The organism is Streptomyces sp. NBC_00989 (assembly GCF_045162655.1).
Classification (GTDB): Bacteria; Actinomycetota; Actinomycetes; order Streptomycetales; family Streptomycetaceae; genus Streptomyces.
This window is the reverse complement of sequence record NZ_CP108728.1, coordinates 2,494,603-2,520,824: the sequence shown is the minus strand read 5'-3', so window position 1 is coordinate 2,520,824 and position 26,222 is coordinate 2,494,603. Positions and strand designations below refer to the sequence as shown.

Annotated in this window: 22 protein-coding genes and 1 pseudogene; 10 read left to right on the top strand and 13 right to left on the bottom strand. The window is 70.0% G+C overall.

Annotated features, from left to right (window positions below; translation table 11 throughout):
- Window positions 1-66: 66 nt before the first annotated feature.
- Window positions 67-1,578: an MFS transporter gene (locus OG714_RS10910; protein WP_406120138.1), complete on the bottom strand. Its 1,512-nt coding sequence runs from the start codon at window positions 1,576-1,578 to the stop codon at window positions 67-69.
- Window positions 1,579-1,686: 108 nt separating this feature from the next.
- Here OG714_RS10910 and OG714_RS10905 point away from each other — a divergent pair, with 108 nt between their 5' ends.
- Together OG714_RS10905 and OG714_RS10900 are read left to right on the top strand one after the other, a co-directional pair.
- Window positions 1,687-2,700 carry an Lrp/AsnC family transcriptional regulator gene (locus OG714_RS10905; protein WP_406120137.1) on the top strand — a complete coding sequence of 338 codons (1,014 nt, stop codon included), beginning with the start codon at window positions 1,687-1,689 and terminating at the stop codon, window positions 2,698-2,700.
- A 208-nt stretch (window positions 2,701-2,908) separates the two neighbouring features.
- A complete protein-coding gene (locus tag OG714_RS10900; RefSeq protein ID WP_406120136.1) occupies window positions 2,909-4,087 on the top strand; it encodes a DUF3500 domain-containing protein in 1,179 nt (392 codons plus the stop codon).
- Window positions 4,088-4,291: 204 nt separating this feature from the next.
- Here OG714_RS10900 and OG714_RS10895 read toward each other — a convergent pair whose 3' ends face one another.
- The gene (locus tag OG714_RS10895) at window positions 4,292-5,161 is read right to left on the bottom strand and encodes a LysR substrate-binding domain-containing protein (protein WP_406120135.1); all 870 of its coding nucleotides are present in this window, start codon (window positions 5,159-5,161) and stop codon (window positions 4,292-4,294) included.
- 183 nt (window positions 5,162-5,344) lie between these two features.
- Here OG714_RS10895 and OG714_RS10890 point away from each other — a divergent pair, with 183 nt between their 5' ends.
- On the top strand, window positions 5,345-6,361 hold the full coding sequence (locus OG714_RS10890) for a bile acid:sodium symporter family protein (protein WP_406120134.1): 1,017 nt from the start codon (window positions 5,345-5,347) through the stop codon (window positions 6,359-6,361).
- Here the strand turns inward: OG714_RS10890 and OG714_RS10885 are convergent.
- The 3 genes from OG714_RS10885 to OG714_RS10875 all read right to left on the bottom strand — a co-directional run bounded on the left by OG714_RS10885 (window position 6,294) and on the right by OG714_RS10875 (window position 10,520).
- The gene (locus OG714_RS10885; protein ID WP_406120133.1) at window positions 6,294-7,532 is read right to left on the bottom strand and encodes a DUF4185 domain-containing protein; all 1,239 of its coding nucleotides are present in this window, start codon (window positions 7,530-7,532) and stop codon (window positions 6,294-6,296) included. The genes OG714_RS10890 and OG714_RS10885 overlap by 68 nt on opposite strands.
- A 10-nt stretch (window positions 7,533-7,542) precedes the next feature.
- A complete protein-coding gene (locus OG714_RS10880; protein WP_406120132.1) occupies window positions 7,543-9,417 on the bottom strand; it encodes an exo-alpha-sialidase in 1,875 nt (624 codons plus the stop codon).
- A 176-nt stretch (window positions 9,418-9,593) separates the two neighbouring features.
- Complete coding sequence (locus OG714_RS10875; protein ID WP_406120131.1) at window positions 9,594-10,520, bottom strand: zinc-binding alcohol dehydrogenase family protein; 927 nt, start codon at window positions 10,518-10,520, stop codon at window positions 9,594-9,596.
- A 163-nt stretch (window positions 10,521-10,683) separates the two neighbouring features.
- Between OG714_RS10875 and OG714_RS10870 the strand changes: the two genes are divergently transcribed.
- Window positions 10,684-11,121 carry a MarR family winged helix-turn-helix transcriptional regulator gene (locus tag OG714_RS10870; RefSeq protein WP_406120130.1) on the top strand — a complete coding sequence of 146 codons (438 nt, stop codon included), beginning with the start codon at window positions 10,684-10,686 and terminating at the stop codon, window positions 11,119-11,121.
- Between the two features lie 19 nt (window positions 11,122-11,140).
- A complete protein-coding gene (locus OG714_RS10865; protein ID WP_406120129.1) occupies window positions 11,141-11,689 on the top strand; it encodes an isochorismatase family protein in 549 nt (182 codons plus the stop codon).
- 68 nt (window positions 11,690-11,757) lie between these two features.
- Here OG714_RS10865 and OG714_RS10860 read toward each other — a convergent pair whose 3' ends face one another.
- Entirely contained in the window at window positions 11,758-12,477 is a 720-nt protein-coding gene (locus OG714_RS10860; protein WP_406120128.1) for an SDR family oxidoreductase, read from the bottom strand.
- A gap of 138 nt (window positions 12,478-12,615) precedes the next feature.
- On the opposite strand from OG714_RS10860, the gene OG714_RS10855 reads away from it, so the two are divergent.
- A complete protein-coding gene (locus OG714_RS10855) occupies window positions 12,616-13,425 on the top strand; it encodes a LysR family transcriptional regulator (RefSeq protein ID WP_406120127.1) in 810 nt (269 codons plus the stop codon).
- Between the two features lie 73 nt (window positions 13,426-13,498).
- On the opposite strand, the gene fdhD is transcribed toward OG714_RS10855, so the two are convergent.
- The 3 genes and pseudogenes from fdhD to OG714_RS10840 all read right to left on the bottom strand — a co-directional run bounded on the left by fdhD (window position 13,499) and on the right by OG714_RS10840 (window position 15,484).
- The gene (gene fdhD / locus OG714_RS10850) at window positions 13,499-14,347 is read right to left on the bottom strand and encodes a formate dehydrogenase accessory sulfurtransferase FdhD (protein ID WP_406120126.1); all 849 of its coding nucleotides are present in this window, start codon (window positions 14,345-14,347) and stop codon (window positions 13,499-13,501) included.
- A gap of 7 nt (window positions 14,348-14,354) precedes the next feature.
- Window positions 14,355-14,474 (bottom strand): annotated as a pseudogene (locus OG714_RS10845) (Fe-S-binding domain-containing protein); the annotation flags it as partial.
- Window positions 14,475-14,512: 38 nt separating this feature from the next.
- Window positions 14,513-15,484, bottom strand: coding sequence for a 2-dehydropantoate 2-reductase (locus OG714_RS10840; protein WP_406120125.1), 972 nt, complete (start codon window positions 15,482-15,484; stop codon window positions 14,513-14,515).
- A 200-nt stretch (window positions 15,485-15,684) separates the two neighbouring features.
- Between OG714_RS10840 and OG714_RS10835 the strand changes: the two genes are divergently transcribed.
- From OG714_RS10835 to OG714_RS10820, 4 genes are all read left to right on the top strand, one after another.
- Window positions 15,685-16,206 carry an ATP-binding protein gene (locus tag OG714_RS10835; RefSeq protein ID WP_406120124.1) on the top strand — a complete coding sequence of 174 codons (522 nt, stop codon included), beginning with the start codon at window positions 15,685-15,687 and terminating at the stop codon, window positions 16,204-16,206.
- Window positions 16,207-16,374: 168 nt separating this feature from the next.
- Window positions 16,375-17,748, top strand: coding sequence for an OFA family MFS transporter (locus OG714_RS10830; RefSeq protein WP_406120123.1), 1,374 nt, complete (start codon window positions 16,375-16,377; stop codon window positions 17,746-17,748).
- A 252-nt stretch (window positions 17,749-18,000) separates the two neighbouring features.
- Window positions 18,001-18,939, top strand: coding sequence for a beta-ketoacyl-ACP synthase III (locus OG714_RS10825; protein ID WP_317881295.1), 939 nt, complete (start codon window positions 18,001-18,003; stop codon window positions 18,937-18,939).
- A 171-nt stretch (window positions 18,940-19,110) separates the two neighbouring features.
- Complete coding sequence (locus OG714_RS10820; RefSeq protein ID WP_406120122.1) at window positions 19,111-19,788, top strand: GntR family transcriptional regulator; 678 nt, start codon at window positions 19,111-19,113, stop codon at window positions 19,786-19,788.
- A 143-nt stretch (window positions 19,789-19,931) separates the two neighbouring features.
- Here OG714_RS10820 and OG714_RS10815 read toward each other — a convergent pair whose 3' ends face one another.
- From OG714_RS10815 to frc, 4 genes are all read right to left on the bottom strand, one after another.
- Window positions 19,932-21,329, bottom strand: coding sequence for an OFA family MFS transporter (locus tag OG714_RS10815; protein ID WP_406120121.1), 1,398 nt, complete (start codon window positions 21,327-21,329; stop codon window positions 19,932-19,934).
- A gap of 1 nt (window position 21,330) precedes the next feature.
- A complete protein-coding gene (locus tag OG714_RS10810; protein WP_406120120.1) occupies window positions 21,331-22,719 on the bottom strand; it encodes an OFA family MFS transporter in 1,389 nt (462 codons plus the stop codon).
- A 120-nt stretch (window positions 22,720-22,839) separates the two neighbouring features.
- Window positions 22,840-24,984, bottom strand: coding sequence for an acetate--CoA ligase family protein (locus tag OG714_RS10805; protein ID WP_406120119.1), 2,145 nt, complete (start codon window positions 24,982-24,984; stop codon window positions 22,840-22,842).
- A 4-nt stretch (window positions 24,985-24,988) separates the two neighbouring features.
- Window positions 24,989-26,221: a formyl-CoA transferase gene (gene frc / locus OG714_RS10800; protein ID WP_406120118.1), complete on the bottom strand. Its 1,233-nt coding sequence runs from the start codon at window positions 26,219-26,221 to the stop codon at window positions 24,989-24,991.
- Window position 26,222: the final 1 nt, after the last annotated feature.

The following is a 26,222-nucleotide window of genomic DNA, read 5'->3' as shown; positions in this document are numbered from 1 at the left end:
TTCGGCCCCGTAATCTCCACTGAATCTGTACGACCCGATTACCCCCGGCGTCCCGGTCGTGCGACGTCACCCGTGGGACGCCGTCTCCTCCCCGGTCAGCGTCCGCGCGGCGGATTCTGTCACTCCCGCCGTCCCTCCGGTGCGCTCCGCGCGACCCGCCCTGACCAGGGCGAGCACCAGCGCGCCCGCCGCCGTCCCGACGAAGCCGGCCGTCACGAGCGCCGAGTCGAGACCCGACGCGAACGCGGCCCGCAGCGCGTGCTCGGAGAACGTCCCGCGCAGCGCTCCGGCCCCGCCGCCCGCCAGGGTGTGCGCCGCGTCGTGCGGGAGAGTGTCGCGCATCCGCGAGGTGAGGACGGTCCCGGACACGGCGACGCCGAGTGCATACCCCAACTGTCGTACGGTATTCACGGCGCCGCCCGCCATGCCCGCGCGCTCGGCCGGCACCGCCGCGAGGGCCGCCCCCGCGATCCCCGGCGCCACCAGTCCCGTACCGATGCCCACCAGGACGAGCCCCGGCACCAGCGTCGTCCAGTCCGAACCGGCGCCGAGGACGGCCTGGCAGAAGCAGCCCGTACCGATCAGCAGCAGCCCGCCGCCGATGGTCAGCCGGGCCGGCACCCCGTGCAGCAGCTTCCCGGCGAGGACCGACACCACGACCGCGGCCCCCGTCAGCGGCAGCAGCGTCAGCCCGCCGCGCACCGGACTCATCCCGAGCACCGTCTGCAGCCAGATCGACAGATACGGCATCCCGCCGAACGCCACCCCGTTGAAGGCGAGCGCCCCCGCCATCACACCCACGAACGCGGGCTTGCGCAGCAGCGACAGATCGAGCAGCGGATGCGCCACCCGCCGTTCCACCAGCACGAAGCAGACCAGCGCGAGGGCCGCGACCGCGAACGAACCGAGCGTCACCGAGGCGCCCCAGCCGTCCTCCCCGGCCCGCACCACCGCATACGTCACCCCGCCCGCGAACCCCGCGAACGCCACCGTGCCGAGCCAGTCGACGCGCATCCCGCGCGGCCCCCGCGACTCCGGCACCACCCGCAGCGTCAGCCACACCGCGGCCACGCTCACCGGCAGGTTCACGAAGAAGATCCACCGCCAGCCCGGCCCCTCGGTGAGCACCCCGCCCAGCACCGGCCCGACCGCCGCGGCCCCGCCGCTGACCGCGCCCCACACCCCGAGCGCCACCGACCGCCGCCGCCCCTGGTAGACGGAGCCGAGCAACGGCAACGTCGTGGCCAGCATCGCGGCCGCCCCCACACCCTGCACGGCCCGCGCGGCCACGAGCGCGCCCGGCCCGTCCGCGAGCCCGCACAGCAGCGACGCCACCGCGAACAGCATGACGCCCACCACATGCACCCGCCGGCGCCCCAGGACGTCGGCGGCGGCGCCGACCCCCAACAACAGCGCGGCCAACGCCAGCGCGTACCCGTCCACCACCCACTGCAGATCACTCAACGACGCGTGCAGCGACCGCGCCATGTCCGGCAGCGCGACGACCACGATCGTCACGTCCAGCAACAACATGAACGTGCCCAGGCACACCGCCGTGAGCGGCCCCCATGTACGCATGTCCTCAACTCCCCTGTCCGGGTTGTGCAGTTCTCCGTACGATGGGCTCGACCCGGACGATCAAGGCGGTGCCGGACACCTCACCGCCGGAATCCGACAGGAGCAGACATGCTGGAGATGGAATCCGACACCCTCGACCGTCTCGACATGCAGCTGCTGACCGCGCTGGAGCTCAACGGCCGGGCCTCCTTCAGCCGCCTCGGCGCGGTGCTCGGCGCCTCCGACCAGACCATCGCCCGCCGCTACCGCCGGCTCACCGCCGAGGCCGGCCTGCGGGTCGTCGCGATCCGGGACGCCGAACGCCTCGGCCAGGACCAGTGGATGCTCCGCCTGCGCTGCGCCCCCGACAACGCCCTCAACATCGCCGACGCCCTCGCCAGACGCCCCGACACCGCCTGGATCGGCCTCGCCTCGGGCGGCACCGAGATCGTCTGCCTGACCCGCCCCCGCAGCCCCGGCGACTACGACGACCTCCTCCTCGGCAAACTCCCGCGCACCCCCAGCGTCCTGGACATCCGCGCCCACCAACTGCTCCACCGCTTCTACGGCGGCCCGACGGGCTGGCTCCGCCGCTTCAAGGTGCTCGACGACGACCAGATCGCCGCACTCCTCCCCGAACCGGCGTCCGCACCCGGCCCCGCCCGCATCGAGCCGGAGGACGAGGCCCTGATCGCCGTCCTCGAACGCGACGGCCGCGCCACCTACCCCGAACTCCAGCGCGCCACCGGCCGCTCCGAGTCCGCCGTCAAACGCCGGCTCGCCGCACTGATCGGCTCGGGAGCGGTGTACATCGACATCGAGTACGACTCGGAGGTGTTCGGCTACGCGCGTGCGGCCGTGCTCTGGATCACCGCGACCCCGGCCGCGCTGCGGTCGGTCGGCGAGGCGCTGGCCACGCACGACGAGATCGCGTACGCCTCCGCCACGGCCGGTACGTCCAACATCGCGGTGACCGCGGTCGTGAAGGACACGGCGGGGCTGTACGACTACCTCAGCGGGCCGCTGGGCCGGCTCGACGGGGTACAGCAGGTGGAGGCGAGCCCTTTCCTGCGGCGGGTGAAGCAGCTGACGTATCGGACGCTCCCCCTCAACTCGCCCTCCCTCAAAGTAAGTTCAAGATAAATCATGCGCAAAACCAAGCACCCGGAGATGGGAATCACAGTGTTCGGCGATCGACTGTGGCTCGTCCGAACCGATGCCGCAGGGATTTCCCGAAAGACCTTCTGAAAATAGTCTTCGGAAGTCCTTCCGGCGAGCCCTCGAAGGGAATATCGAGTTGAAGACCAAAAACACTCATCGCCGGTCGCTGGGACGTCACAGGAAGGCCGTCATGGCCTTAGCCGCGGCGACGACCCTCCTCGGTGGCGCGATGTACGCCAACGCGAACGCCGCGTCCGTCCAGTCCGACCCGTCCACCGGCGTGTCCGCGTCCGCGTCGGCCCCCGGTTCCGCGTCCCCGTCCACCCCCGGCTCCACCTCCCCGTCCGACCCCGGATCGACCTCCTCGTCCCGTCCGTCCACCTCCGCGTCCGCCCCCGAGCCCACGGGCACGGCCGGCACGGGCTCGTCCGTCTCGGACGTGGTCGACGCCGCCAACGCGTTCCTGGACACCCTGGACGACGACCAACAGGCCGACGTACTCCTCGACTTCACCCAGGCCAACGCCACCGCCTGGTCGAACGAGGCATGTGGCGCGACCTGCCGGGTCGGCATCGAACTGAGCACGCTCAGCGACACCCAGCTCGCCGCCGCCAAGGCGGTGGTCGAGGCGGCCACGGGCACCGGGACCGACACCGGCTACGACCAGATCAGCCAGATCCTGGCGGCCGACGACGTCCTCGGCGAGACCGACAGCGACTACGGCAGCGGCAACTACTACCTCGCCTTCCTGGGCACCCCGAGCACCTCCGGCACCTGGCAACTGCACTTCGGCGGCGACCAGTTGGCCGTGAACCTCACCTACAAGGACGGGGAGGTCGTGGGCACCACCCCGTACTTCGCCGGGGTGGAACCCGCCAGCTGGACCGACGACGGCACCACCTACGCACCCCTGTCCGGGATGCACGACGGGGTGGAGTCGATGCTCGAAGGCCTGAGCGACGACGAGCTGTCCGAGGCGAAGCTCTCCGACTCCACCGCCGACGTGGTGCTCGGCCCGGACGAGGACGGCGACTTCCCCGACACCAAGGAGGGCCTCGCGGTCAGCGAACTCACCGACGACCAGCAGCAGTTGGTGCTCGACGCCATCACACCGTGGGTCGAGGCCGCCGACGACACGACCGCCGCGTCCACCCTGAGCACCTACAAGTCGGAACTCGACGACACCTACATCTCGTACTCCGGCACCACCGCGCTGGACACCGCGGGCGACTACGTCCGCATCGACGGACCCGGCGTCTGGGTCGAGTTCTCCGTCAAGGACGGCGTGGTCGACACCAGCCAGCTCAACTACAGCTCCGTCTACCGCGACCACGACACCGACTACGGAGGAGAGTTCTCGTTCTCCTGAACCACCCATCGGCGACGTAATGGGCGGCGCTGCCTCCGGCAGCGCCGCCCGCTGCCGGGAATTCCCTCGTGACCGGTCGAGGAATTAATCGCCGTCGGCATTCTTGTGGACGCTGGAGTACGGCCCGGCGTTTTATCCCGCCCTTGCGATATTCGATATCGGCATAGCCTGATATTGACATAGCCCAGCAATGAAAAACCGGGACTACGGACCGCGCCGGTGCAATCGATCCCCGCCCGCCAGAATCGCCGCCGCCAACGCGTCCGCCGCCCCCTGGGCCGACACCCTGTGCCGCCCGTGCACCAGCACGAAGTCGACCTCGCCCAGCTCCGGCAGCCCGGCCCGCTCCGGCATCCGCACCAACCCCGGCGGCACCAGCCCCCGCGAGTGGGCCATCACCCCCAGCCCCGCCCGGGCCGCGGCGATCAGGCCGTTCAGACTCCCGCTCGTGCACGCGATGCGCCACGCCCGCCCCTGCCGCTCCAGCGCCTCCAGCGCGAGCGCCCGCGTGATGCCCGGCGGCGGATAGACGATCAGCGGCACCGGACGATCCGCGTCCAGGCGGAGCCGCTCCGCGCCGATCCACACCAGCTTGTCGTGCCAGACCAGTTCACCCCGCGGATCCTCGGCGCGGCGCTTCGCCAGCACCAAGTCCAGCTTTCCCGCGGCCAGTTGCTCGTGCAGCGTGCCGGACAGCTCGACCGTCAGCTCCAGGTCGACCTCGGGATGGTCGGAGCGGAAGCCCTCCAGGATCTCCGGGAGCCGGGTCAGGACGAAGTCCTCCGAGGCGCCGAAACGGAGCCGGCCGCGCAGCCGCGTGCCGGTGAAGAACGCCGACGCCTGCTCCTGCACCTCCAGGATGCGGCGCGCGAAGCCCAGCATCGCCTCGCCGTCCTCCGTCAGCTCCACGGAGTGCGTGTCCCGGGTGAACAGCTGCCGTCCCGTCGCGTCCTCCAGCCGCCGCACATGCTGGCTCACCGTGGACTGGCGCAGCCCGAGCCGACGGGCGGCCTGCGTGAAACTCAGCGTCTGGGACACCGCGAGGAAGGTACGCAGGTGGGAGGGGTCGTACATGGCATACACCATACCCGGCTATCGCGAAACGTGATGACAGTCAGAGCGGTATGACGGATTCCCGATCAAGGATCCGGAGAGGAGCATGGGAGAGCACGAGTCCGCGCCGGAAGACGGACCGGACGTACAGCGCGACAAGCGAGACAGTGGAGCACAGTGAAACGCCTGCGATGGCCGAGTCGGATGCCGATCGACCCCTACATCCTGCTGCTGCTCGGGACGGTGGGCCTCGCCGCACTCCTCCCCGCGAGAGGCACGGGCGCCGACGTCGCCTCGGGCGCCTCCACGGCCGCGATCGCCTTCCTCTTCTTCCTCTACGGCGCCCGGCTGTCGACGCGTGAGGCACTGGACGGTCTCAAACACTGGCGGCTGCACACCACCGTCCTGGCCTGCACCTTCGTCGTCTTCCCGCTGCTCGGCCTGGCCGCCCGCGGTCTCGTCCCGGTGATCCTGACCCATCCCCTCTACCAGGGGCTGCTGTTCCTCACCCTGGTCCCGTCGACCGTCCAGTCGTCGATCGCGTTCACCTCGATCGCCCGCGGCAACGTGCCCGCCGCGATCTGCGCGGGCTCCTTCTCCTCGCTCGCCGGCATCGTCATCACCCCACTGCTCGCGGCGGCACTGCTGGGCAACAACGGCGGTGGTTTCTCCGCCGATTCACTCCTCAAGATCGTGCTGCAACTCCTGGTGCCGTTCCTGGCCGGGCAGGTGCTGCGGCGCTGGATCGGCGGGTTCATCACCCGGCACAAGAAGATCCTCGGCTACGTCGACCGTGGCTCGATCCTCCTCGTCGTCTACACCGCGTTCAGCGAGGGCATGGTCCAGGGCATCTGGCACCAGGTCAGCGCGGCCCGCCTCGCCGGACTGCTCGCCGTCGAGGCCGTCGTGCTCGCCGTGATGCTCGCCCTGACCTGGTACGGCGGCAAGGCGCTGCGCTTCGACCGGGAGGACCGGATCGCCATCCAGTTCGCCGGCTCGAAGAAGTCCCTCGCCTCCGGACTGCCCATGGCCAGCGTCCTGTTCGGCGCCCATGCCTCGCTGGCCGTGCTGCCGCTGATGCTCTTCCACCAGATGCAGTTGATGGTGTGCGCGGTCATCGCCAAGCGCCGCGCCCGCGATCCACTGCCCGAAGTCACCGGGTCGGCGGACCCAACCGCAGCGTCACGAACCGCGGTCGGTACAGCGACACGTTCCGGCTGAGGTTCAGGGCGGCCGAAGTGGCCGTCGCGTCCAGCCAGTTGACGTCGTAGCTCAGGACGATCCGGCCGTCGCCGCCCAACTCCGCGTGCACCTGCGGGTTGTACGCGGCGACCTGGCCCGGCGGCAGCGGCGGGCTGAAACTCCTGGTCGGTCCGTGCCACGGCCCGACGGGCGAACAGGCCCAGTACGAAGTGACGGTGGTGAGACCCCGGCTGCCCGCGGCCATCGTGAACAGGACGTACGTCCCGCCGTCCCGCACCACGGAGAACGCGCTGCCCACACCCGTGTGCTGGCCGTCTCCGAGCACCGGCCGCGGCCCGGCGACGGCCGTCCACGCCGAGCCGTCCCAGTACTCCCAGGCACCCGGCTCCCCGAGCCGCCCCTCCGGCACCCGCGCCACATACGCCGAGGAGGTCGGCCGGGCCGCGGCCTGGGCGTCGTTCCCGCCGAAGACGTACGTCCAGCCGCCCACCGCGACCGACGCAGTCCCGAACTGCACACGCTGGGAAGGGTCCTGGACGAGTCGCTGGTCGAAGACCTTCACGATCGACTCCACCCGCAGGTCCGGCAGCGACAGCGTGGCCACCTCCGTCGCGGTCGGCACACCGTAGATCCACGGGTACGGTCCGGCCGTCCGCGTCCACAGCAGCACCCGTACGACCGACTCGGCCGAACCGGGGGAGCGGGGCTCGACGCGGGCCGCCACCGGCCAACGCCACTCGTTCGGGGCGGGATCGGGGAACAGCGGGGCGGGGAGCGTGAGTTGGGGGCGGCCGTCGCGCATCACCACCGCCGAGTTGCGCACCAGCGGCGCGGTCGTGTCCCGCCAGGCGTACGACTCGCCGACCGGGTTGGGCGGGGCGTACACCCGGCCGAGATAGGTGTCGGAGAACAGCCACAGCACCCGGCCGTCCGGCAGCCGCACCGAGTGGGTGCCGTCGCCGCCGGTCCAGTCGTCGGCACGGGACTCGTCGTCGCCGTACGCGGCGAAGGAGTTGGTCAGCTTCGCGTCCGGCGACCAGGAGCGCACCGCACGGGCCGTGCACGCGGCGCCGCCCTCCCGGTCGTGGTGCCTGGGGAGGGCGGTGAGCAGCACGGCGGCGAGAACCAGGGTCAGCAGCAGGCCGACCCCGGCTCCCCTCCGCTGTCGTGCTCGTCGGTCCTCGGGCACGCCCGGGACGTTAGTGGCTGCCGCTCACATGGTCCATGGGCAGCCACAGCACGGTCCCGGCGGGGGACGGACGCTGCGCGGCCAGTTCGTCGTCCGTCAACAGCCGGTCCCAGACGTGGACTTCGTCGATCGACCCGGTGAAGTACTGCATGCTGTCCATGCGTTGGCCGATGTGCACACCGAACGGCGAGTTGCGGCTGACCGAGCCCACGATGTCCGCCGTGCCCACCGCCGTACCGTCGACGGACAGGGTCAGCTGCCCACCGCCGCGCCGCAGTACGGCCCGGTGCCACTGGCCGTCGTTGTAGGCGCCGGCGGTGACCACGGACGTGGTGTGGACGGTGCTCGCGCCGACCCGGGTGGTGATCAGCGCCCGGACGTGGCTGCCCGCGGGCTCACCGCGCAGCCACACCTGCGGCTCGGTGGTGCCGACCCCGCCCATCCACAGGAACGGCTGATCACCGGCCGTCGCGGTGTAGCGGAACCAGAGGGACACCGTGAAGTCCGCTGTCCCCAGCGGGAGTCGGTCGCTGTACGGCAGGCGCACGGCGTCGTCGACGCCGTCGAAGGACAGGGCGCCGCCGGACACGCCGTCGGTCTCCCGGGCGCCGCCGAGCACCAACGCACGCTTGGCGTAAGGGGCGAGGTCGGCGGTCGTGGGGTCCGGGCCCCGACGCGGTTGCAGCCAGGCCGCGTTGAAGCGGACGAAGCGGATCTCGTCCGTCGCGGTCACGGCACCGCCCTCGTAGAGCAGGCCCACCGTGTCGCCGTCGATACGCGCCATGTCGGAGTAGCCCGACCAGTCCTTCGTCACGACCGTGCCGCGGTCCACGCTGTCCCAGGTGCGGCCGCCGTCGTAGGAGGACCGGATCATCATCGTCCGGCGGCGGTCGGGGTCTGCGTCGCAGGCCAGCAGGATGCGCGCGCCGACGCCGAGCGTCGAGCACTGGACCTGCGGGGCGTACAGGTCCGGCAGAGCGCGGAAGGGTGCGGTGAAGCTGTCGCCGCCGTCGCGGCTGACCGCCTGGGTGCGCTGCCCGAGGTCGGTGCCGTCCTGCTCACGGCCGCTCACCAGGATCGAACCGTCGGTGCGCTCGGTCAGCGTCACCTCGGACGGCTTCTGCCGCCACGTCCCGTCGGTCGCGATCGGATACGAGTCGGTGGCGCCGATCCGCCAGTGCTCGCCGCCGTCGTCGCTCACGATCAGCGCCGCGTTGTTCGCGGTGACCCGACTCCCGTCCCAGGTCTCGGTGTTGACGCCGAACACGAGCCGCCCCTGGTGCCGGCCACGGGTGAGCTGGATGCCGTGCACGGGGCCGGTCGCGTACCAGGAGTTCCAGTCCGGGGGCAGGATCTCGGCGCTCAGGTCGCGCGGCCGCGACCAGGTGAGACCGTCGTCGTCGCTGTACTGAAGGTGCGGGGTGCGGTCGCAGGGGACCGAGCAACCGGCGCTGTCCGTACGGCCCGTGTTGTACGTCTCGGCGAGCAGGACGCGGCCCGTCCTCCGGTCCACGATGGGCGCCGGGTTGCCGTGCGTGTCACCGCCGCCGTGGTTCACGACCCGCAACGGGCTCCAGGTGCGGCCGTCGTCCGTGGAGCGCTTGACGACGATGTCGATGTCGGCGGCGTCACCGCAGTTGAGGACCCGGCCCTCGGCGAACGCGAGCAGTGTGCCGTCCTTGGTCTGCACGACGGCCGGGATCCGGAAGCAGGCGTAGCCCGCGTCCTGGGGAGCCTTGAAGAGGGCCTGCTGCTCGAACTCGGGGGCGGGGGCGACGGATTGGGCGGCGGTGGCGTGCGCGGGGCTCGGGAGCACGAGCAGCGCGGCCAGGGTGAGTGCGGCGGTGAGGGTGGATCTCAGACGTGCGCGAAGACTCGACGGCATGGTGGTGCTACCTGCCCTTCCTTCGTCTGGACATCCGGACATCCCACGTCCAACGGGCGCGTCACAGACGTTAGTTGGGGCCTCCGCCGCCTCACAAGAAGCGTGCAGTGCTCGCCGCCCCATAACTTCGCCCTACGGGACCGATGGTGAGTGGTCGTCAGACGGGGCGGGACGTCTCAGGGGCGCAGGACGACCTTGCCGAGATTGCTCCGCGACTCGATCACCTTGTGCGCCTCGGCCGCGTCCGCCAGCGCGAACTCCCCGTGCACGGACGGCTTCAGGGCACCCTCCGCGAACAGTCGCCACAGCTCCTGCCGCCACCGCTCGTACAACTCCGGCTTCCCGCGCGCGATCCGAGCCATCTGGAACCCGATCACGGACTTGGCGCCCACGAGAAGGTCGTACGCCTGGATCGTCCCGCCACCCGAGCTGTACGCCACGAGCCGCCCACCCGGGACGAGCGCCCCTACGGCCGGGGTGAGCAACTCGCCGCCCACCGCGTCGAGTACGTAGTCGACGGGCTCGCCCCAACCCGCCCGGTCCAGACGGTCGTAGGTGATCACCTCGTCGGCGCCCAGCGCCCGCACGAAGTCGGCCTTCGCCGAATCGGAGACCGCGCCCACGACCCGCCCGGCGCCGCGCGCCTTCGCCAACTGCACGGCGAGATGGCCGACTCCGCTCGCCGCGGCCGTGACCAGCGCGGCCTCGCCCGGTTCGGGGCGGGCCGCGTCCAGCGCGCCCAGGGCCACCAGCCCGCTGCGGACGAGCGCGACCGCGTCGACGGCGGAGGCGGAGGCGGGGATCGGGGAAGCCATGGCCTCCTGGAGGACCGCGAAGTCGGCGTAGCCGTGCCCGAAGCAGAGCCCGGTCACCCGCTCGCCCGCATGGAAGCGCGTCACGCCGTGTCCTATGGCGACCACCCCGCCCGCGATCTCGCCGCCGAGCGGGATCGGCTCGGCCGCCTCGGTGACCTTGCGGACGACGGGCAGGGTGATCCCGATCGCCTCGGTACGGACGAGGAGTTCGCCGGGGCCCGGTGCGGGGGCGGGGACCTCCTCCAGGAACAGCGGGCCGCCGGTGGACTCGTACCGGACGCGACGCATCGCACCTCCAGGAATCGTCAGAGAGCGTCAGAGATCGACGGGGATCAGCGGGGACCGGTGAGGAGCATTGGGGAGCGGTGAAGAGTGGTGGGGATCGTTGGGAGGCCCAATGATATTCACGATTTCATTGGGAAGTCCAACGACTTTTCGCTACGCTGCCCCCATGGCCGAAGCACCCCTCCCCGCGATCCGCGCCCTCCCCAGCTGGCTCCTCGGTCGAGCCGCCGCCCGGGGGCGTGCCCTCGTCGCCGGCGCGCTGGCGGCCGAGGGGCTGAAGATGTGGCACCACGTGGTGCTCTCCGCCGTCCGCGACCTCGCGCCCGTCGCCCAGGCCGACCTCGGTCGTGGTGTCGGGCTCGACCCCAAGGATCTGGTCGGTGTACTGAACGACCTCCAGTCCGCCGGGCTGGTCGTACGGGAGCCGGACGCGAAGGACCGCCGTAAGAACGCGGTGTCGCTCACGACCGAGGGTGCGCGGCTGCTGAAGCGGTGCGAGAAGGCGGCCCGTGCGGCCAACGAGCAGCTCCTCGCCCCGCTGTCGGAGGCCGAACGCACCCAGTTCATGGGCCTGTTGATCCGGATCTCCGGTACGGACGGCTGACGGGGGCTAACGTTCCGTCATGACACCACCCCAGACTTCCGGATCCCGGCTCGCCCTCGACCCCGAGCGCACCGCCCTGGTCCTCGTCGACCTGATGGACCGCATCGTCGCGCTGCCGCTCGAACCGTACAAGGGCACCGAAGTCCTCGCCGTGGCCGAGGAGTTGGCCGCCGAGTTCCGGTCCGCCGGTGCGCTCGTCGTGCTGATCCGGGTCGAACGTCCCGGCATCGCCGAGCAGCCCGCCGGCAGTGGACTCGCCGACGGGCTGCTGCGGGAAGGGGACCTGGAGATCGTGAAGCGGACGATCGGGGGCTTCCAGGGCACGGCACTTGAGGAGCGGTTGCGTGAACGGGGCGTCGACACCCTGGTGTTCGGCGGGATCGCCACCAACCTCGGCGTGGAGTCCACCGCACGTGCCGCCGGCGACCTCGGCCACCGACTCGTCTTCGTCGAGGACGCCATGAGCGCGCTCACCGCGGCCGAGCACCAGGCGTCGGTCAGGCTCGACTTCCCTCGGCTGGGGTCGGTGGTTGCGGCGAGTGACGTGCGGTTCGGGGCGGGCGACTGAGGTGCGCCTCTTGCCGGGCGGCGCTCAGGTTCGCTTCACGCTGGGTGGTTGAGGCGGGCGGTGGACGGTCAGACGAGGACCGTGCCGCCGTCCACGACCACCGTCGAACCGGTCGTATAGCCGCCGCGCATCAGATACAGATACGCCTCGGCGATGTCCTCCGGCTCGCCGATCCGGCCGACCGGCAGCGACCCGGCGACGGACTCGAACAGGCCGTCCCGGTGCTCGTCGGCCAACTCCCGCCACAGGTCCGTGCGGACCACGCCGGGCGCGACCACGTTGACCCGCAGCGGGGCCAGCTCCAGGGCCAGTGCCCGGGTGAGCGACTCCATCGCCCCGCACAGCGCGGCCGCGACGGTCGTGCCCGGCAGCGGCCTGCGTCCGGCGGTGCCCGTGGTCAGGACCACGGAACCGCCCTCCCGGATCGACGGGGCGCCGTACTTCACCGCCGTGTACGCGCCCCACAGCCGGGTGTCCAGGAAGGCGCGGGCCCGCCCGAGGTCGGACTCGGCGAGGCTCTCCATCAGCAGCGCCTCACCCGCCGTGTAGACCAGGTGGTCGTAGCCGCCGAGCCCCGCGAAGAAGGCCCGCACCGCCTCCTCGTCGCTCGCGTCGAGCACCCGCCCCTCGGCGTCCTCCGGGAGCCGCTTCAGCGCCGCGTCCACACTCTCCTGCCGGCGTGAGGCGACCACCACCCGGGCGCCCTCCCGCGCGGCCGCCTCCGCGACCGCGCATCCGATTCCCGCCGTACCGCCGATGACGACGATCCGCTGTCCTCGCAGTCCCATGTCCTGCACCTTTCGGCTTGTGCGCGTTGTTGTGACGTGTTCCAGCCTGCGGCCGCCGTCGCCTCGCCGTCCAAGACCTCTTTCGGCGGTGGCGATACCCTGAAGGCATCGCCGACGGCGTACGGAAGGGCGGCACCCATGGACCTCGACCTGCGGAAGGTCCGCTACTTCGTGGCGGTGGCCGAGCTGCTGCACTTCGGCCGTGCGGCCGAGCAGCTGCACATCGCGCAGCCGGTGTTGAGCCGTCAGATCCGGGCCCTGGAAAAGGACTTGGGCACCACGCTCTTCGAACGGGACAGTCACGGCGTGACGTTGACGTCGGCGGGGCGGCAACTCCTCGACGACGGGCGGGCGTTGCTCGCCTCGGCGAACGCGACCCGCCGTAGGGTGCAGCGGTCCGCGCGCGGGCCGCACCGCCTCGTCGTCGGCTTCCGCGCGGGTGTCGTGATCACCCACACCCTGCGTGCGTACGGCGCCGCCCACCCCGACATCGAGGTCAAGGCCCGCCGGGTCGAATGGGACGACCAGGAGCAACTGATCCTCGACGGCACCGTCGACCTCGCCTATCTGCGCCGCCCGATCCGTGAGCAGGGCCTCACGCTGCTGCCCCTGTTCACCGAGGCCCGGGTGGCGATGCTGCCCGCCGACCACCGCCTCGCCGGCAAACAGGACCTCGTGCGGGCCGACCTCGACGGCGAGACCTGGCTGCGGTACGCCGACCCCGGCCCGGACGACGTACCGATCCGCAGCATCGAGGAGAAGTTCGAGGCCGTGGCCTCCGGAACGGGCATCACCCTCGTCCCCGTCTCCGTCGCCGAGCGGTACTCCCGCCCCGACATCACCTACGTCCCCGTCACCGACGCCGAACCCGACGAGGTGATCCTCGCCTGGGAGGCGGCCCGCCGGTCACCGCTGATCGCGGCGTTCGTGGCGACCGCACAAGGCTGAGGCGGGGCCCCTGCGGCGCAGGGGGCGCTCCCCGCCGGTCGGGGCCCCGCCGCCGTGACGCGGGGCGAGGGTCTCAGCCCTGGGCGGCCGCGGCCCGCAGGGCGATGCGGTCCTCGCCCGCGTACACGTTCATGTTGCTGCCGCGCAGGAAGCCCACCAGGGTCAGGCCCGTCTCCGCCGCCAGGTCCACGGCGAGGGACGAGGGCGCCGACACCGCCGCCAGCACCGGGATGCCCGCCATCACGGCCTTCTGCGCCAGCTCGAAGGAGGCCCGGCCCGACACCAGCAGGATCACCCGGGACAGCGGCAGGTCCCCGTTCTGCAGGGCACGGCCGACCAGCTTGTCGACCGCGTTGTGCCGGCCCACGTCCTCCCGGATGTCCAGCAGCTCGCCCTCCTCGCTGAACAGGGCCGCCGCGTGCAGACCCCCGGTCCGGTCGAAGACCCGCTGGGCCGCGCGCAGCCGGTCGGGGAGGCTCGCGAGCAGCGAGGGCTCGACACGGACCGGGGGAGTGTCGGCGATGGGCCAGCGAGCCGTCGTACGGACCGCGTCCAGGCTCGCCTTGCCGCACAGACCGCACGACGACGTCGTATACACGTTCCGCTCCAACGTGATGTCCGGCATCACCACGTCAGGGGAGGTCCGTACGTCCACCACGTTGTACGAGTTCGAACCGTCTACAGTCGCCCCCGCGCAGTACACGATGTTCTGCAGATCGTATGCGTTCGCCAGTACACCCTCGCTGACCAGGAACCCGGCCGCGAGCGCGAAGTCGTCGCCGGGGGTACGCATGGTGATCGCGAGCGGCTTGCCGTTGAGCCGGATCTCCAGAGGTTCCTCGGCGACGAGCGTGTCCGGGCGGCTGGAGACCACGCCGTCCCGGATCCGGATCACCTTGCGTCGTTCCGTGACTCGTCCCATGTCCTGATCAGCCCCGGTTCTGTACGTGCTGGTGGCCGAAACGGCCCTTGCTGCGGAGGGTGCCGTGGGCCACCGGGCCGTCGTGCGGCGAGGTGACCTCCACGCCCTCATTGTCCTGCACGCACGAGATGAGGCCGAGGCCCGCTCCACGAACACCTCGGCTCCTCATGCGGCACTCCGCAGCGCGAGCAGGTCCGAGATGGCGTGCACGGTGCGCAGGGTGGGCACCTCAACGCCGGTGATCTCCGCCAACTCGACCACCGCCGCGAGGAGTACGTCGAGTTCGAGCGGCTTGCCGCGCTCCAGGTCCTGGAGCGTCGAGGTGCGGTGGTCGCCGACGCGCTCCGCGCCCGCGAGCCGCCGTTCGATGGAGACACCCACCTCGCAGCCCAGGGCCTCGGCGACGGACTGCGTCTCGGTCATCATGATCTCGATGACCCTGCGGGTGCCGCCGTGCAGGCACATCTGCCGCATGGTGGCGCGGGCCAGCGCGCTGATCGGGTTGAAGGAGATGTTGCCGAGCAGCTTGAGCCAGATGTCGTTGCGCAGCTCCGGCTCCACCGGGCACTTCAGCCCGCCCGCCTGCATGGCCTCGCTCAGCGCCAGACAGCGCGCCGAGACGCTGCGGTCGGGCTCGCCGATGGAGAACCGGGTGCCTTCGAGATGGCGGACGACTCCCGGTCCCGCCAGTTCGGTCGCCGCGTAGACGACACAGCCGACGGCCCGTTCGGGCGCGAGCACCGCACTGACCGCGCCGTCCGGGTCCACGCTCTCGATGCGCTGTCCGCCGTAGGGACCGCCGTGCGCGTGGAAGTACCACCAGGGGATGCCGTTCTGGGCGGCCACGACCGCCGTGGTGTCGTGCAGCAGGGGCTCGATCAGCGGCCCGCACGCCGCGTACGAGTTGGCCTTCAGGCCGAGGAGGACGAAGTCGACCGGGCCGATCTCGGCCGGGTCGTCGGTGGCATGGGCGCGGGCGGTGAAGTCGCCGCGCGGGCTGAGGACTTGGACGCCATGCTGCCTCATGGCCGCGAGATGCGGTCCACGGGCGACGAGATGCACATCGGCGCCCGCACGGTGGAGCGCGGCGCCGACATAGGCGCCGATCGCACCGGCACCGAGGACTGCGACTCTCACTGGAGACTCTCCGTTCGGTCGAGGGAGTACCGCGGAGGTGGTTGCCGCTCGGACAGCGCCGGGCGGACTCGAACAGTGTCGACGAAATATTGTCTACAGTATGGAAGCCGGGCCAGCAAGGGTTCGGGCGTGGACTGTGTACAGAGGGCTGTCTACAGAGGACCGTGTACGGGTGGACGGACAGCGCTAGCGTCGAGCTCATGATCGTATGGCTCAACGGCACCCACGGCGCGGGCAAGACGACGACCGGTCCGCTCGTGCAGCAACTGCTCCCGGATTCACGGGTGTTCGACGCCGAGAAGGTCGGCGAGACGCTCATGGACATCTCGCCGGGGCTGCCCGCGACGGACAACTTCCAGCACTGGCCGCCATGGCGGCCGCTCGTCGTCGAGACCGCCCGCCGCGTGCTCGACTACACCGGCGGCACGCTGGTGATGCCCATGACGGTCCTGGTCGAGCGGTACTGGCGCGAGATCAGCGCGGGCCTCGCCCAACACGCCATCCCGGTACGGCACTTCGTCCTCCACGCCGACCAGGACACCCTCCGCGGACGCATCGAGGGGGACACCGTCATGGGCCCCTCCACCTTCCGTCTCGCCTACCTGGAGCCCTACGCGGAGGCGGCCCGCACCTGGCTGCACCGCGAGGCCGAGGTCGTCGACACCACACACCTCACCCCCGCCCAAGCCGCCCTGCGGATCGCGGAGTCGGTCCAGAGTTGAGTCCCGCCCGCCACACGAGAACAGGCGTGAGAACAGGAGAGAGTGCGGGTGCGCGTGCGGGCGTGGGAACTCGGCGGCGACCGTTCGGCGCACTCTGCATACCGCTCATCGCATACGGTCGACGCGCCGCCTTCTCAACTCCCTTGCCACTCCCTACCGTCCGGGATCATGAGTCCCCCAGTCGCACCCCCGGCGTGGAGCCGTTGGCTGGTTCCGCCCGCCGCCCTCTCGGTGCACCTCTCCATCGGTCAGGCCTATGCCTGGAGCGTCTTCAAGCCGCCGCTCGAATCCTCACTGAACCTCAGCGGCACGCAGAGCGCGCTGCCCTTCCAGCTCGCGATCGTCATGCTCGGCCTGTCGGCCGCGTTCGGCGGCACCCTCGTCGAACGCAACGGACCGCGCTGGGCGATGACGGTCGCCCTGATCTGCTTCTCCTCCGGCTTCCTGATCTCCGCGCTCGGTGCGGAGACGAAGCAGTTCTGGCTGATCGTCCTCGGCTACGGCTTCGTCGGCGGGATCGGCCTCGGCATCGGCTACATCTCACCGGTCTCGACCCTGATCAAGTGGTTCCCGGACCGGCCCGGCATGGCCACGGGCATCGCCATCATGGGCTTCGGCGGCGGCGCGCTCATCGCCTCCCCGTGGTCGGCCCAGATGCTGAAGTCGTTCGGCTCCGACAACACCGGCATCGCCCAGTCGTTCCTTGTACTCGGTCTTTCGTATGCGGTCTTCATGACACTCGGCGTACTGCTCGTACGGGTGCCGCGCACGGAGGGCCCCAAGGGCGATGACGAGGGCGAAAACAAGGACAGGGCCAAGGACGCGGCGAACGCGCCCAGCGCCCTCGTCGGCATACAGGTCTCGGCGAACAGCGCCGTACGCACCCCGCAGTTCTGGTGCCTGTGGGTCGTCCTGTGCATGAACGTGACCGCGGGCATCGGCATCCTGGAGAAGGCCGCCCCGATGATCACGGACTTCTTCGCGGACACCTCGACGCCCGTCACGGTGTCGGCCGCCGCCGGTTTCGTCGCGCTGCTCTCCGCGGCCAACATGGCGGGCCGTATCGGCTGGTCGTCGACCTCCGACCTGATCGGACGCAAGAACATCTACCGCGTCTACCTCGGCGTCGGCGCGGTCATGTACGCGCTCATCGCACTGTTCGGCGACTCCTCGAAACCGCTGTTCATCCTGTGCGCCCTGGTGATCCTCTCCTTCTACGGCGGCGGTTTCGCGACCGTGCCCGCCTACCTGAAGGACCTCTTCGGGACCTACCAGGTCGGCGCGATCCACGGCCGGCTGCTCACCGCCTGGTCCCTGGCCGGTGTCCTCGGACCGCTGATCGTGAACTGGATCGCCGACCACCAGAAGGACGCCGGAAAACACGGCGCGTCCCTCTACGACACGTCCTTCGTCATCATGATCGGGCTGCTCGTCGTCGGCTTCGTCGCCAACGAACTCGTCCGGCCCGTCAACGCCCGCCACCACATTCCCGCCCCGAGGGAGGCCGCCGATGTCGAACGACAGCAGTCAGAGTCCGCCTGACCGGAGGCCACTGATCGCCTTCGCCTGGCTCTGGGTGGGCGCACCCCTCGTGTATGGCGTATACGAACTGATCCTCAAGGCGAAGCAGCTGTTCACCGGCTGAATGTTCGGGCGGCACCGTCAATCACAGGATGGATGACAGAAGCCGACAACCGGGACGGTTGTTTCCTGTGGCATCACCTGCCGTCGTACCCGCGAGTCACTGGCAAGACTGGTGGATCCCGCTACCCAAGGCAACGAGGGGGACCACCCATGAACGGCACGCGGATCGCCGCCGTCGGCCACTACCAGCCCGCCAAGGTACTCACCAACGAGGACCTGGCGGGCATGGTCGACACGAGTCACGAGTGGATCACCTCCCGGGTGGGCATCAAGACCCGCCACATCGCCGGGCCCGACGAACCCGTCGACGAGCTGGCCGCGCACGCCGCCGCCAAGGCCCTCGCCGCCGCGGGCCTGACGCCCGGGGACATCGACCTGGTCCTGGTCGCCACCTCTACGGCCATCGACCGCTCCCCGAACATGGCCGCGCGCGTCGCCGCCCGCCTCGGCATCCCGTCGCCCGCCGCCATGGACGTCAACGTCGTGTGCGCGGGCTTCACGCATGCCCTGGCCACCGCCGACCACGCCGTTCGCGCGGGCGCGGCCACCCGGGCCCTGGTCATCGGCGCCGACAAGATGTCCGAGGTCACCGACTGGACCGACCGTACGACCTGCGTCCTCGTCGGTGACGGAGCGGGGGCCGCCGTCGTCGAGGCCGCGGACGAACCCGGCATCGGACCGGTGCTGTGGGGTTCCGTGCCCGAGATGGGGCACGCGGTACGGATCGAGGGCACGCCCCCGCGGTTCGCGCAGGAGGGCCAGAGCGTCTACCGCTGGGCCACCACCCAGCTCCCGCCGATCGCCCGCAAGGCCTGCGAGAAGGCGGGCCTGACGCCCGCCGACCTCGCCGGCGTCGTCCTCCACCAGGCGAACCTGCGCATCATCGAGCCCCTCGCGGAGAAGATCGGCGCCGTCAACGCGGTCGTCGCCCGCGATGTCGTCCAATCGGGCAACACCTCGGCCGCCAGCATCCCGCTCGCGTTCTCGAAACTCGTCGAACAGGGTGCCGTCCGCACCGGTGACCCCGTCCTGCTGTTCGGCTTCGGCGGGAATCTGTCGTACGCCGGCCAGGTTGTCCGGTGCCCGTGACCTGCGCACCCGCTCAGGTGTGCCTCCCGATGTGACGAGGTCGACTCCCGTACCCCCTGGCTACTGTGCGCCGTAGACTGTAGACGATAAACAATCGATACTTGGTCGTACGGCCACTGTCTGCTGGCTACTGTCTGCAAACTGCCGATGTTGCCCAGGAGGGGGACCGCGATGTTGTCGCAAGGACTGCCGCAGGGGTCGGTGCCCAAGCTCGAACGACCGGGCCCACTGCGGGACCGCGTCTACGAGGCGCTGCTCGAACTCATCACCACACGTGCCCTGCGGCCCGGTCAGCATCTCGTCGAGAGCGAACTCGCCGGGCACCTCGGGGTGTCCCGGCAGCCGGTGCGGGAGGCGTTGCAGCGGCTCAACACCGAGGGCTGGGTCGATCTGCGGCCCGCCCAGGGCGCGTTCGTGCACGAGCCGACGGAGGAGGAGGCCGACCAACTCCTCACCGTACGCACGCTGTTGGAGGCCGAGGCCGCCCGGCTCGCCGCCGCCAACGCGGGCAAGGCGGGCATCGCCGTGCTGGAAGAGCTGTGCGCGGAGGGCGAGCGCGCCGTCGACGCCGACGAGGTGGACGCCGCCGTCGCGATGAACGCCCGCTTCCACGCGAAGATCATGGAGCTGGCCGGCAACGCGGTCCTCGCCGAACTCGCCGCGCAGGTCGACCGCAGGGTCCGCTGGTACTACACGCCGGTGGCCCGTCAGCGCGGCCTGACGTCCTGGATCGAGCACCGCCACCTGATCGACGCGATCGCGGCCCGCGACGAGTTGCGCGCCAGCCTGCTGATGCGTGAACACACCGAGCACACCCGGCGGTCGTACCACGAGCGCGCCAAGTCCTGAGGCTGGGCAGGGCTGTTGGGGCACAGGCGAGTCGGGTGATGGCCCTCCCGTCGGGGAGGGCCATCAGTAGGTCCAGATTCGGATCCAGGACCAGATCGAGGTCCAGGTCCAGGTCCAGATCCGCGACCGTGTCGTGCGAACTGTCAGGCCGCTGGCTGTGGTTGGGGAACCTGGGGCAACTCCCTGTCGCTGCGCCCTGGTTGACGTAGCAGCAACGCGATCGCCGCCGCCACCATCGAGACGCCGCCGGCCAGCGCGTACGCGCCGTTGTAGCCCCAGGCCGCCACCACCATCGAGCCGAGGCCGCCGCCGAAGAGGCCGCTGACGAGCTTTCCGCTGTACACCAGGCCGTAGTTGGTGGCGTTGAAGTTCTCGCCGAAGTAGTCCGGGGTCAGGGCGGCGAACATCGGGTAGAAGGCGCCGCCGCCGAAACCGGAGAGGAAGGCGAAGAACAGGAACAGCCACTCGCTGCGCAGATGGCCGGCCCAGATCACGCCGAACTGGGCCAGGCCCAGGACCAGGATGACGAAGACCAGGGTGAGTTTGCGGCCCCACAGGTCGGACAGCCAGCCGACGACCGCGCGGCCGATGCCGTTGATGACGGCCATGATGCCCATCGAGGAGGCCGCCACCAGCGGGCCGAAGCCCACGTCCTTGGCGAAGTCGACCTGGAAGGAGATCCCGAAGATCGACACCCCGGCGGTCAGCACGATGGACAGCCACATCAGCGGCAGCATGCCCGTGCGGATGGCCTCCTTGGGCGTGAACTGCTTTACGGCGGGCGGGTTCTTGACGAGGCTCGTCGCGGTCTTGTCGTTGCCGCCGTAGGTCAGCGGGTCGATGTCGGCGGGCCACCAGTTCTTCGGCGGGTCCTTGAAGAAGAACGCGCACCCGAACACCACGATCAGGATGTAACAGCCGATCAGATCCAGGACCCGGTGGTAATTCCCGGTGTCGAAGGCGTAGTTGAAGATGAAGATGAACGGCAGCGAACCGTAGGCGAAGCCGCCGTTGACGAACCCGGTACGGGCGCCCCGCCGTTCGGGGAACCACTTGCCGACCATGTTGATGCAGGTCGCGTAGACCAGCCCGGCGCCGACGCCGCCGATCACGCCGAAGCCGATGATCGCCAGCCACACGTTGTCCAGGTGGGACAGCGCGAGGAAACCGAGCACGCACAGCACCGAGCCGACGTACATCGCCTTGCGGGCCGTCAGGATGCCCTTCTCCCGCATCCAGCCCGCCGGGAAGGCGATACCGGCCTGGAAGAAGACCCAGACACTCAGAATCCAGAAGGTGTTGCTCTGCGTCCAGCCGTGCGCGCTGGACAGGGTGTCCTCCGCGGAGCCGTACGCGTACTCGAAGACACTGATCGCCATCATGGCGATCCACGGCAGATAGATCATGATCTTGCGCGAGTGGCCGAGGATGTCGCGGTCGGTCTCGCCGACGCGGTAGACGCGGCCGTGGGCGTCGGTCACTTCACGGTAGGGACGGTTCGCGGCGCCGGATTCGTTCGTGGTGATGGGATCTGCGGTCATGTCACGCCATCTCCTCGCCGAGCGGGTGCGGGTTGGGCACGATGCGCCGGGCGTCGGGCCTGCCCGGAGCCTTGAGGAAGATCGCCAGCACCGCGGAGGCCAGGCCCACGGAACCGGCCAGGACGAACGCGCCGTGGTAGTCCCACTCACCCACGACGACCGCGCCCAGACCGGAGCCGACGAGCCCCGAGATCAGCTTCGAGCTGTAGACCATCCCGTAGTTGCTGGCGTTGTTGTTCTCACCGAAGTAGTCGGCCGTCATGGCCGCGAACAGCGGGAAGATCGCCCCGCCGCCGAAACCCGAGACCATGGAGCAGAACAGGAAGAACGGCATGCTGCCCATCTGGCCCGAGACCAGCACGCCGAACTGCGCGGTGCCGAGCACGAGGCACACGATGATCAGCGTGTGGCGGCGGCCGTAGCGGTCGGAGATCCAGCCGATGACACCGCGCCCGGTGCCGTTGACGATCGCCTTCAGGGACATCGCCGTGGCCACGATCCCGCCCGCGAAGCCCATGTCCTTGCCGAACGGCACCTGGAAGGCGATGCCGAATATGTTGATGCCGGCCGTGCACAGCAGACAGAACCACATCATCCAGAGCACGGGGGTACGGGCGGCCTCCTTGGGTGTGTACTGCTTGAGCGCCGGCGGGTTCTTCTCCAACGCCCGGCGGACCTTGGGGTCTTGGGTCGTCTTGAGCGGATCGACGTGCGCGGGCCACCAGTTCTTCGGCGGATCGCGGAAGAACCAGCCCGCCGACGCCACCACCAGACACAGTCCTACGCCGACCAGGCTGAGCAGCACCTCGTAGTTGCCGAGGTCGAGCACGGAGGTGAAGAGGAACACGAACGGCACGGACCCGTAGGCGAATCCGCCGTTGACGAAGCCCGTCTTGCCGCCCTTGCGCTCCGGATACCACTTGCCGACCATGTTCACGCAGGTCGCATACACAAGACCGGCGCCGATACCGCTGCACATGCCGAAGCCGAAGTAGGCGACGAGCACGTTCGGCGCGAAGGCCAGCGCGAGATAGCCCAGCAGTGTGCCGAGCGCGCCGATCAACATGGCCGTACGGGCCGGGAGTCTGCCGCTCTCGCGCAACTGCCCGGCGGGGAAGGCCACGGCCGCCTGGAAGAACACCCAGACGCCCATCAGCCAGAAGATGTGTCCACTGCTCCACAGATGCGCGTCGTGGAGCGTGTCCTCCGCCGACGTGAACGCGTACTCGGCGGAGCTGATGCCCATCATGCCCACCCAGGGCAGGACGACCATCCACTTGCGCGCCCGGCCCATGATGTCGACATCGGATTCACCGATGCGGTACACACGGCCGTGACGGTCCGTCACCTCCCTGTAGGAGACGGACGTCGGGAAGTCCGTTGTTGCCATCGCTCAGTGCCCCTTGCGTCGAAAGTTCTGGCCAGCGCCCCCTGTCCAATGCCTTTCGCGTGCGCACGGGTCCCCGGGGCCGGCCGACCGCACTGTCGGCCGGCCCCGCGTCGACTCACGTCATGAACCACCGCCCAACAGGCCTGCCGCGCGCGCCCATTGGTACTTCGCGCCGAGCACGGCCACAGGCTTCTCCGTCGTGTACGGGTACGCCACGACCCCGCGCTCGTACAGGTACTGGCAGGCCTCCTCGACCTCCACGTCACCCGCGAGCGATGCCACCACCGGCTTCTCGATCCCGCGCTCCTTGAACTCGGCGACCACACGCGCGGTGAGCTCGGCGAAGACCATCGGGGGAGTGACGATGGTGTGCCAGTAACCGAGGACCAGTGCGTGGATCCGCGGGTCCTCCAGACCCAGCCGGATCGTCGCTTCGTACGTCGACGGCGGCTCGCCCCCGGTGATGTCGACCGGGTTGCCCGCGGCCCCGAAAGGCGGGATGAACTCCCGGAAGGACGCGTCCAGATCGGCTGGAATCTCCATCAGGGAAAGGCCGTTGTCGGTCACCGCGTCGGAGAGCAGCACACCGCTGCCGCCGGCGCCCGTGATGATGACGACGTTGTCTCCCTGGGGAGTTGGCAGCACGGGCAGGCCGCGCGCGTACTCCAGCATGTCGTTGAGCCCGGGGGCCCGGATGACGCCGGCCTGCTTCAGGATGTCGCTGTACACGGCGTCGTCGCCGGCCAGAGCGCCCGTGTGCGAACCGGCGGCCTTCGCACCCGCCGCCGTACGACCCGCCTTCAGGACCACAACCGGCTTACGGGGTACGGTCTTTCGGGCCGCCTCGACGAACGCGCGGCCGTCCTTGAGGTCCTCCAGGTGCATCGCGATGCACTCGGTGTGCGGGTCCTCGCCGAACCAGGTCAGCAGGTCGTCCTCGTCCAGGTCCGACTTGTTGCCGAGCCCGACGATCGCCGACACCCCCGTCTTCGTGGTCCGCGCGAACCCCAGGATGGCCATCCCGATCCCACCGGACTGCGAGGTCAGCGCCACCCCGCCCTTGACGTCGTACGGCGTGCAGAACGTGGCGCACAGGTCCTGCCAGGTCGAGTAGTAGCCGTAGATGTTCGGCCCGAGGAGTCGGACGCCGTAGCGCTCGGCGATCGCCACGATCTCGTCCTGGAGCGCGACCTCGCCGGTCTCGGCGAACCCGGAGGGGATGAGGACGGCGTTGGGGATGTTCTTGCGTCCCACCTCCTCCAGTGCCGCTGCCACGAACTTGGCGGGAATGGCGAAGACGGCCACATCCACCTCACCGGGAACGTCCGTGACACTCTTGTACGCCTTGCGGCCGAGGATGTCATCGGCCTTGGGGTTCACCGGGTGGATCTCGCCGGCGAAGCCGCCGTCGACGAGGTTGCGCATCACCGAATTGCCGATCTTGCCCTGCTCGTTCGAGGCGCCGATCACGGCGACCGAGGCCGGCTCCATCAACCGGCGCATCGTCGTCAGGATTTCGTCGCGTGTATACCGTCGACGGGCTACCGGCTGCGATTCGGCGAGGATCACCCGGATGTCCGCCGCGACCGCGCCCTCCGGTGTCGCGATCACCGGGTTCAGGTCCACCTCGGCGATCTCCGGGAAGTCCGCGACCAGTTGGGACACCCGGCGGATCTGCTCGGCGATCGCCCACCGGTCCACGGCCGGCGCGCCGCGCACCCCGCGCAGGATCTCCGCCGCCCGGATCGAGTCCAGCATCGACAACGCCTCGTCCGGGCTCACGGGAGCGAGCCGGAACGTCACGTCCTTCAGCACCTCGACCAGCACCCCGCCGAGCCCGAACGCCACCACCTTCCCGAACGTCGGGTCGGTCACCGCGCCGACGATCACCTCCTGCCCCTGCGGCAGCAACTCCTGCACCTGGACGCCCTCGATGCGGGCGTCGGCGTCGTAGGCCCGCGCGTTGTCGACGATCCTGTGGAACGCGGCCCGTACGTCCGCAGCGCCCTCGACCCCGACGATCACACCACCCGCGTCGGTCTTGTGCAGGATGTCCGGCGAGACGATCTTCATCACGACGGGCCCGCCGAACCGTGCCGCGAACGCCACGGCCTCGTCGACGTCCGTCGCCAACTCCTCGCCCGGTACGGCGATCCCGTACGCGTCGGCGATCACCTTGCCCTCGGGCGCGGTCAGCGCGAACCGTCCCCCGGCCCGCACGGAGTCGAGGAGCGCGCGCACCTTCAGGATCCGGTCCTCCGCCATCACGTCAGATCACCCCGTTCGACTTGAGCAGGCGCAACTCTTCGTCGCCGAGACCGAGTTCGCCGATGTAGACCTCTTCGTTGTGCTCGCCGAGCAGCGGTGAACTGGTCACGTCCACGGGGGAGTCGGAGAGCTTCAGCGGGCTGCCGACCGTGACGAACTCGCCGCGCTCGGGGTGCGGCACCGTCACGACCATCTCGTTGGCGACCAGCGACTCGTCCTCGATGATCTCCCTGGTCGAGAGGATCGGCCCGCACGGGATGTTGTGGGCGTTGAGCCGCTCCAGCACCTCCCACTTGGGCAGCGTGGACGACCACTCCTCGATCAGCTGGAACATCTTGGAGAGCTGCGGCAACCGGGCCTCCGGCGTGGCCCATTCGGGGTCCTCGGCCAGCTCGGGCCGGCCGATCAGCTCGGTGAGCGGCTTCCAGCCGACAGGTTGCACGATGACGTACACGTAGTCGTTCGGGCCGCCCGGCGCGCACTTCACCGCCCAGCCGGGCTGACCGCCGCCGGACGCGTTGCCCGAGCGGGGCACCTCGTCGCCGAAGTCGTCGTTCGGGTACTCGGCGAGCGGCCCGTGCGCGAGGCGCTGCTGGTCGCGCAGCTTCACCCGGCACAGGTTCAGCACCGCATGCTGCATGGCGACGTTGACCCGCTGGCCGCGGCCGGTGCTCTCGCGCTGGAACAGTGCCGCCAGTATCCCGGCTACTGTATGCACCCCTGTGCCGGAGTCACCGATCTGAGCGCCCGTCGCCAGCGGCGGCCCGTCCTCGAAGCCGGTGGTCGACATCGACCCGCCCATCGCCTGCGCGACGACCTCGTACGCCTTGAAGTTGGTGTACGGGCCGTCCCCGAAGCCCTTGATGGACGCATACACGATGCGGGGATTGATCTCCTGTACGCGATCCCAGGTGAACCCCATACGGTCGACCGCGCCCGGCCCGAAGTTCTCGACCATGATGTCGGAGCGCCGGATCAGCTCGGTGAGGATCTCCTTGCCGCGCTCGGTCTTGGTGTTGAGGGTGATGCTCCGCTTGTTGCAGTTGAGCATCGTGAAGTAGAGCGAGTCGACGTCCGGGAGGTCGCGCAGCTGCTTGCGCGTGATGTCACCGGTCGGCGCCTCCAGCTTGACGACGTCGGCGCCGAGCCAGGCGAGCAGTTGGGTCGCGGAGGGGCCGGACTGGACGTGCGTCATGTCGAGGACGCGGATGCCCTCAAGTGCCCTGGCGGTCATG